Raw genomic sequence first — 7,277 nt, 5'->3', positions numbered from 1 at the left:
CTAAAACTAGTCCCTAACAATCCTACTTTGTCCAAGCCTTGTTTAGCAATGGCTTCGGCTGTGATGTCAATCAAATGTAAAAATGGGACATCTATCGCATCTGTAATGAACTCAGCGACTTTGTGCATGGTATTGGTGGCAAGTAAGATTCCATCAACACCTGCGAGTACTAAGCGTTTTGCAGCATCCGCTAACATCTCACCTGCTTGTTGCCAGTTGCCTTGTTTTTGTAGTTGAGCAATTTCTTCAAAGTCGAGATTATAAATAACCAGTCTAGCCCCATGATTAGCGCCAAGAAGTTGATTGATTTGTTCATTGATTGTTTGGTAGTAGCTGATTGAACTTGCGGTACTCATGCCGCCAATAATGCCGAGTAGTTTCATATGATGATGCCTATGGTTAGTTCCTATTTTAATTGGCTACTATAGGGTAATTTAATAGTTAATGCCCGATACAGTTGTTTTTTAAATTTCAAAATTGTGTGGGTGATTTAAACATCACAATTATTTGCCGAAAACCATTAGCAAAGAATCCTGTCCGAAACTCGAAGGCATCACCACTAAAACTTCGATAGCATGGTTTTAACCTAATAAGGAGACAACCATGCTAACCCACCCTCAAATTAAATACCAGCGCTTTACCATCGAGCCTTTTCCCACCCGCACCTGGTGCAACAACCAGCTTACTACTGCCCCGCGCTGGTGCTCATCTGACTTGAGAGATGGCAATCAAGCCTTAATCAATCCGATGGACTCGGACAAAAAGTTGTATTTATTCAATCATTTGGTGGCGATTGGCTTTAAAGAAATTGAAGTGGCTTTTCCTTCAGCATCTGAAACCGATTTTAACTTTGTACGACAGTTAATTGATGACAAGCTTATTCCTAACGATGTATGGATTCAAGTCATTACCCAATCACGTCCTGAACTTATTGCCAAGACCTTTGACGCATTACAAGGCGCATCCAAAGCGATTGTCCATTTATACAATGCCACTGCCCCTGTCTTTCGTGAGGTGGTATTTAATCAAGACAAAGCCAGTACCATAGAATTAGCAGTAAATGGGGCAAAGTTGGTTAAACAGCATTGTGAGCAAAATCCCAATACCCAATGGCAATTTGAGTATTCACCAGAAACTTTTTGCTTTACTGAGCGAGAATTTGCCTTAAAGATTTGTGAAGCGGTTAAAGACGTTTGGCAACCGACGGCTAAACGACCTATGATTATCAATCTACCTGCCACGGTTGAGATGAATACGCCCAATGTATATGCCGATCAAATTGAATGGTTTATGCAAAATTTTTCGGATTTATCGCATATCACCATCAGCATTCATCCACATAATGACCGAGGGACAGGGGTAGCCTGCGCTGAACTTGCCATGCTTGCAGGAGCAACCCGAGTCGAAGGCTGTCTATTTGGTAATGGTGAACGCACCGGTAATGTTGACTTGGTAACACTGGCGTTAAATCTATATACTCAGGGCATTTATCCCAACTTAGATTTTTCAAATCTTCAACAAACGGCTAATGTAATGACCTATTGCAATGAGCTGCCGATTCATCCACGACATCCATATGCCGGTGAACTCGTATTTACTGCCTTTAGTGGCTCTCACCAAGATGCGATTAAAAAGGGTTTCGCTAAACGTCAAGAAAATCCAAATAGTATTTGGAATGTGCCGTACTTTACCATTGATCCTAAAGATATTGGTGCAACCTATGAAGCAGTCATACGGGTCAATAGCCAATCTGGTAAAAGCGGTGCAGCATGGCTGCTTGAAACCCATCATGGCATCAAATTACCCCGTGCGTTTCAGCTGGACTTTAGCCAACAGGTTAAAGACTTTACCCACCAGCATGAAAAAGAAGCCAGTATGGCCGAGATTTGGCAGTTGTTTAAAGAACGTTATGGCTTAAATTTATATCAGCCAGCAGGCTATCAAGTACAGGGTTTTACTGGGAGAAACAATGCCAATGACTATCATCTAACGGTTGAGCTTTCTAACCCCAATGAGTTAACAATTGAGGGAGTAGGCAACGGAATACTCTCTGCTTTTGTTAATGCGATTAACAGCCACTTTGATAGACGATTTAGCATTGAGCAGTATGATGAGCATAGCTTAGGGAAAGCCAGTGATAGCCAAGCGATTTGTTATGTGATGCTAAAAGAAGATGATGAGTCGTTTTATGGGGTAGCCATTGGCGATGATGTGGCAAAAACGTCGATGCAGGCGGTTTTGAACGCTGGGATTGGAGCAGCGGATAGATTGCAATAAGCTGTTAACGCAGGTTTAGGTGCTGGATAAAATCGTTCTTATTTTCAGGTGATACCAAAATATGCTCGATTTTATTCGGCTTTACTTGATAACTGATATCCAATCTGTCTAGGGACAAGGCAGGCGACGCTATTAAACGATGGCTAGGCTTAACATCAATAATGGTATTGCGAGGAATGACAGTATTAGAGAAGCCACTATGTATGATTAAATCCGTTTGGGTCAATTGATAGGATGTTTTAAACACAGGCAACCACATTAATACCAGAGCAAATACTGTTGGAAAAAATAGCACAAAATAACTTTGAACTAATGGTATATGCTTATGTCGATGATAAATGAAGGGAGACACCAACAATGATATACTGCCCATAACAAATATGATGATGAGCCAGTTATCAATTTTAGAATAGAAAGTAAACATAAATCATTATCGCTCATATTGAGCAACGTATTGGGTCGGTGATAGCCCAATACGTTGTTTAAAAGCGGTACTAAACGCACTAGGACTGTCATAACCAACAGTTAATGACACATCGACTACGCTTTGACCTTGCAATAATAGCTCAAGACTGTGCTGCAACCGTAGCCGTCTTAGCCATTCAATAAAGCTCAACCCTGTTTGCTGAGTAAATTGCCGTGATACCGTGCGTTCACTGATGTTAAGCAGGTGGGCAATATCAGCAAGTGCCCATGGGTGAGAGAGTCGCTCGCTAATTTTTTCAAGCAAGGCTTGATATTCAGGCAAAGTGGGCTGTGGTACTTCAAATTCTGCGAGCGGTGTTAAACATCGAAGTTCATCAAGTATCAGCTCAACGATCCAGGCTTCACGGGTATTGGTTTGATAATGACTGTTAATACCAACGGCACTGCTAAGCAACGCTTGCAATAACTCGCTTATCGCCACCACTTGACTGCGGTTAAGTAAATCCGCCCTTGTCAGCGGCTCAATAAAAGCAGATAAGACTTGGGTATTCTTTAAAATGGTTAGGTGATGTTCCGTACCTTGTGTCAGCCATATTCCCCGATTTTGGGTAATGGCAAATTGACCGTTAGGCGCTGTCACCCGGATAAAGCCATGTTTGACAATAATCAGCTGATGACAGACATGGCTGTGCAATGGCTCACACATCCCTGTTTCGTACTGCTTTTCAACAATGCTTAATGGCTGTTGAGGCTGTAAAGATTGAAAGTACATATACTATAGTCAATTCAATGGCTTAACAATGCTAAAAGTTTTCACGTCCATTATACTTGAAAAATGTTTAAGCTCTCCAATGTAGTGTTTAGCTTTACGCCCTTTGATGGCCAACCTTTGACTCAACCTAGCTGGTGGAAATATTTGCTTTTATCAAAGCTGTTTGGGATTTGGCTATTAGCCTTTCTATGGAGAGATAAAATGAATGATAAATATGTGTATTCAGCGATCATGTCGATGCTATCGATTCTAGCAGGTATTATTATCATGTCAGCGGTTGCAATAATTTATTGAATCTTCTGCAATTGGAGTCTTGAGGCTTCGCTTCGCCCAGCAATTTAAAGCTTAATTCAGTTGGTTATACGTCTGGTAAATAAAACTCACCCTTACCTACCGCGATCACATTGCCACCCACATAAATAGTTTGTTTCTCATCAACTTTCAGCATTAACCGATTAGGACGCCCTATCTCATCACCTTGAAAAATACGTTTATGGATTGGGTGCTGGTTTTGTGAAATAAAATATGCACCCAGATTGGCACAGGCTGACCCAGTTCCGCTATCTTGCACTATTTGATTATTTTCTATCGAGAAAAACCGTACAAACACATCATCGTTGTCTTGGTACCACAAATATAGCATGGCAAGCTCGTTGTCTTTTTGACAAATAGTTTGCAGTTGCTCTTTATTGATTTTAGCGTCATATAGCTTCTGCTTTGATAGCACGTTTAATAGTAATTGCGAAGTCCCTGTATTCATCCAATAAGCCTGATTGGCGATATCATCTGCCATCAATCCTGTTATTTTTGCCAGCTCTTCATGTGTCGCGACACTGATGCGCTGTTCAAAACCTGTTAAAGACAGTTCGACATGGCTATCATTAACTTGGACCTCTACTGGCTTGGCTATGGTGTTTAACACAAAGTTATTTAATAAATTTTGCAGTTGTTGAATAACAAATGCTGAACCAAGCGTGGGATGACCTGCTAATGGCATTTCATAATTTGGGGTAAAAATACGTAAATCGGCAACCGCTTGAACGCCATGCTTAGCAGTGGGAGCAAATAAAAATACGGTTTCACTTAGATTAAACTGCTGAGCAATCGCTTGCATCTGCTGATCAGTTAAGCCATCGGCACTAGGAAATACAGCAAGAGGGTTACCACCAAAGTGATTGTCAGCAAAAACATTAACAATATGATAGGTATAGGTCTGCAAAATGAATTTCCTTCGCGATAGGCTAAAAAATTAGTCACTTCAAGGTCAGCACTAATTCAGACCATATAGTAATTTTGGTACATTTGTTCAATTTTATGTATTTGTTATTAAAGTGCTTTGTGGGAATTTTCTTGATTATTTGATTTTTTAGCAATCTTGACCAAGCCTTTACAACAAAAAAATAGAATTTTTTGATTTAACTGGTTTTTTATATCGACAAAATTACTTAGTGTGCTATTTTCTCCGAAATTTTGTGGTGACTCCAAATAAAAAAATCTATCTCTCGCTATCAGCGCTTCCATAGCGTCTAACGCCAAAGCTATTGCGCTATATTTCATGCGATTAGATATCAATAAACATCAAAATTGTGGAATATTATAAAAGCAACGCTATCCTGACCTACCTTTAAAATTTTTAAATGACCTCTGTATTTTAGCTAAAAGAATTAATTTAATCTTAATATCATTTTATAAAAAAAAACAAATGTTATTAAAATGTTTATTTTATGTGTAGGTTATTTAAATTAATAATGTCATATTACTGTATCTCATAGTATAGTAAAAATTCTGTAATAATTCATTTTCGTTTCATACTAATCTTTTGAATAAATTAACTTCAAACTATTTTCGAATTGTTAAATTCAAATGATTAACATTTTTTAAAGCTGATAGAGAAATAATAGAGAATCACTATGAATCAAGTGTACCGTGTGGTATTTAATAGATCATTGGGCGTATGGCAGTGTGTCGCAGAAACCGCTAAATCACGCGGCAAATCCTCAAGTAAGGCTTTTAAACCTTTAGTAATAGCGATGTCGCTGGTATCTGGCAGTGCAATGGCGACAAATTATATGACGAGTACCACGATTACTGATAATCCTTATATCGTCACTAATGATAATATTGATGGTAGCAATACCATAGTGACTGCCCAAGATATGATTATTGGTAATACTGAACAAGGACAACTAAATGTCACTAATACACATATTTTTGACACGTCAAGTTATAATGCGGGGATCTCTCCAAAGCTAAATGTTAACAAAATCTCTTTAGGGCAAAATCAAGGGATAGAAGGCACATTAAATATTCAAGATACCCATTCAGCGAACGAAGGTGTTACGGCATTATTAACCAACGTAGCAGGTGATTTATTAGTTGGCGTCAATGGAACAGGCAATCTAAACGTGGCTCGTCGTAGTGTGCTAAAAGTAGGTGGGAATCTCATTGCCGGCAGCGAAGCGAGCAGTACGGGTAATCAAATAACAATTTCTGAACCAGACAATACAACTTTTTGGAATACCCAAGTTTATGTTGGTAATAATGTCATTATTGGTGATAAAGGTAGTGCCAAACTACAAGTTAACTCAGGAATGATTGGCGCAAAAAACCAATTTATTCTCGGTAATCAGCAGGGAAGCTATGGTGAATTGTTGCATACTGAACAAAGTGGTAGTTCGGGTGCTAGTACTGCTATTATCGGGAATGAAGGCACAGGATTAGCAACGATTTATGATGGTGGTATAAGTGCAGATACGATGATTGTCGGTGCTGGTTCAACCGGCAAGGGTACAATTAACGTGATTGGTGATGGTGCAACTGATAAAAGCTTACCATCATTTGGTGCAAAAAAAGTTATTATCGGCGACAAAGGCGAAGGAATCGTTAATATAAAAGGGCTGTATAATGGTGTTGATAGTTGGTCATATGGATTACATACTGATGAGCTGATCATAGGTAATCAAAAAGGGGCACATGGCACCTTCAACATGGGAGATGGTGTAACTGGGGTAGAGGGTAATCTTGTCGTGGGTAATGAAGGCTCAGGCACACTTAACGCAAAGGATGCAATTCTAGATGTATATAACATTATCAGAAATGAGAACTCGCAATTATCCGATGTGAATTTCGAAAACACTTCTATTCATGCCACCGTAAGTGAACCAAACTTTTTTGCAGGGTTTAATGCGAATACCCCTATTAAGCTTAGCAATAACTTTTTAATTGATGTGTTCCATGAAGATGATCAAGACAAAACTCAAAATTATGTCACAATTAATCCCAACGCTGTATTAACGGGAAATGTAGGTAAATTACCAGACAATTTTATTTCAGAAAATAAGCCTCCACTTGGCTTTATCAAAATGGGCAGTGGCACTTTAGAAATGTCTGCCAACAGCATGCAATGGACGGGTGATACCATCGTTGGGGAAGGTACCATGAAAATTAATGGTGATTATACGCTCAAAGCAGGTAATCGCCTTGGTATTGTTTTACTTGATGATAATGAAAATAATACCTTGGCTGACAGTCCTTACGGTAAATTTATTTTCACCAATAAAGCTGATATTAGTCAAGGTGATTTTTATGTCTATGCTGACAAAGCCATCGAAAATACACCCAAAACAACCATCTGGAAAGATGTCATAACTGCCAACAATCTAGTGGGGCAATTTAAATCAATCGAAGATAATAGTCCTTTAGTCGACTTCTATGCGGATTATAGCAATCCAAATCACGTTAACCTGCAGTTAACAGCGCCAACGCCAACGCCAACGCCAACGCCAACGCCAACGCCAACGCC

At 39.3% G+C, this 7,277-nt stretch carries 7 protein-coding genes; 2 read left to right on the top strand and 5 right to left on the bottom strand.

The genetic code is table 11. From position 1 onward, the window contains the following. Window positions 1-383 (bottom strand): aspartate/glutamate racemase family protein (locus RT143_RS11920; RefSeq protein ID WP_313093263.1); only part of this gene is annotated, 383 nt, incomplete at its 3' end. Between the two features lie 220 nt (window positions 384-603). Between RT143_RS11920 and leuA the strand changes: the two genes are divergently transcribed. Next, window positions 604-2,277, top strand: a complete 1,674-nt coding sequence (gene leuA / locus RT143_RS11915) for a 2-isopropylmalate synthase (RefSeq protein ID WP_313093262.1) — start codon at window positions 604-606, stop codon at window positions 2,275-2,277. A gap of 4 nt (window positions 2,278-2,281) precedes the next feature. On the opposite strand, the gene RT143_RS11910 is transcribed toward leuA, so the two are convergent. The 4 genes from RT143_RS11910 to RT143_RS11895 form a co-directional block, all read right to left on the bottom strand. Then, the gene (locus RT143_RS11910; protein ID WP_219332387.1) at window positions 2,282-2,524 is read right to left on the bottom strand and encodes a PH domain-containing protein; all 243 of its coding nucleotides are present in this window, start codon (window positions 2,522-2,524) and stop codon (window positions 2,282-2,284) included. A 183-nt stretch (window positions 2,525-2,707) separates the two neighbouring features. Then, complete coding sequence (locus RT143_RS11905; protein WP_313093261.1) at window positions 2,708-3,475, bottom strand: helix-turn-helix transcriptional regulator; 768 nt, start codon at window positions 3,473-3,475, stop codon at window positions 2,708-2,710. A 358-nt stretch (window positions 3,476-3,833) separates the two neighbouring features. Next, window positions 3,834-4,694, bottom strand: a complete 861-nt coding sequence (locus tag RT143_RS11900; RefSeq protein ID WP_286171213.1) for a PhzF family phenazine biosynthesis protein — start codon at window positions 4,692-4,694, stop codon at window positions 3,834-3,836. A 107-nt stretch (window positions 4,695-4,801) separates the two neighbouring features. After that, window positions 4,802-5,032 (bottom strand): hypothetical protein, encoded by a 231-nt coding sequence (locus tag RT143_RS11895; RefSeq protein WP_159771233.1) that lies wholly within the window; start codon window positions 5,030-5,032, stop codon window positions 4,802-4,804. A gap of 353 nt (window positions 5,033-5,385) precedes the next feature. On the opposite strand from RT143_RS11895, the gene RT143_RS11890 reads away from it, so the two are divergent. Further along, window positions 5,386-7,277, top strand: a 1,892-nt coding sequence (locus tag RT143_RS11890; protein ID WP_313093256.1) for an ESPR-type extended signal peptide-containing protein, incomplete at its 3' end; no start/stop codon positions are given.

Source organism: Moraxella sp. CTOTU48268 (assembly GCF_032069585.1).
In the GTDB taxonomy this organism is placed as follows: Bacteria; Pseudomonadota; Gammaproteobacteria; order Pseudomonadales; family Moraxellaceae; genus Faucicola; species Faucicola cinerea.
Note: the sequence above shows the minus strand (reverse complement) of the source record. Positions and strands in the feature narration are given on the sequence as shown.

Excerpts from the sequence above, each read along its gene's own strand:
- leuA (WP_313093262.1), top strand. The coding sequence starts at position 604 with ATGCTAACCCACCCTCAAATTAAATACCAGCGCTTTACCATCGAGCCT.
- RT143_RS11905 (WP_313093261.1), bottom strand. The coding sequence starts at position 3,475 with ATGTACTTTCAATCTTTACAGCCTCAACAGCCATTAAGCATTGTTGAA.
- RT143_RS11895 (WP_159771233.1), bottom strand. The coding sequence starts at position 5,032 with ATGAAATATAGCGCAATAGCTTTGGCGTTAGACGCTATGGAAGCGCTG.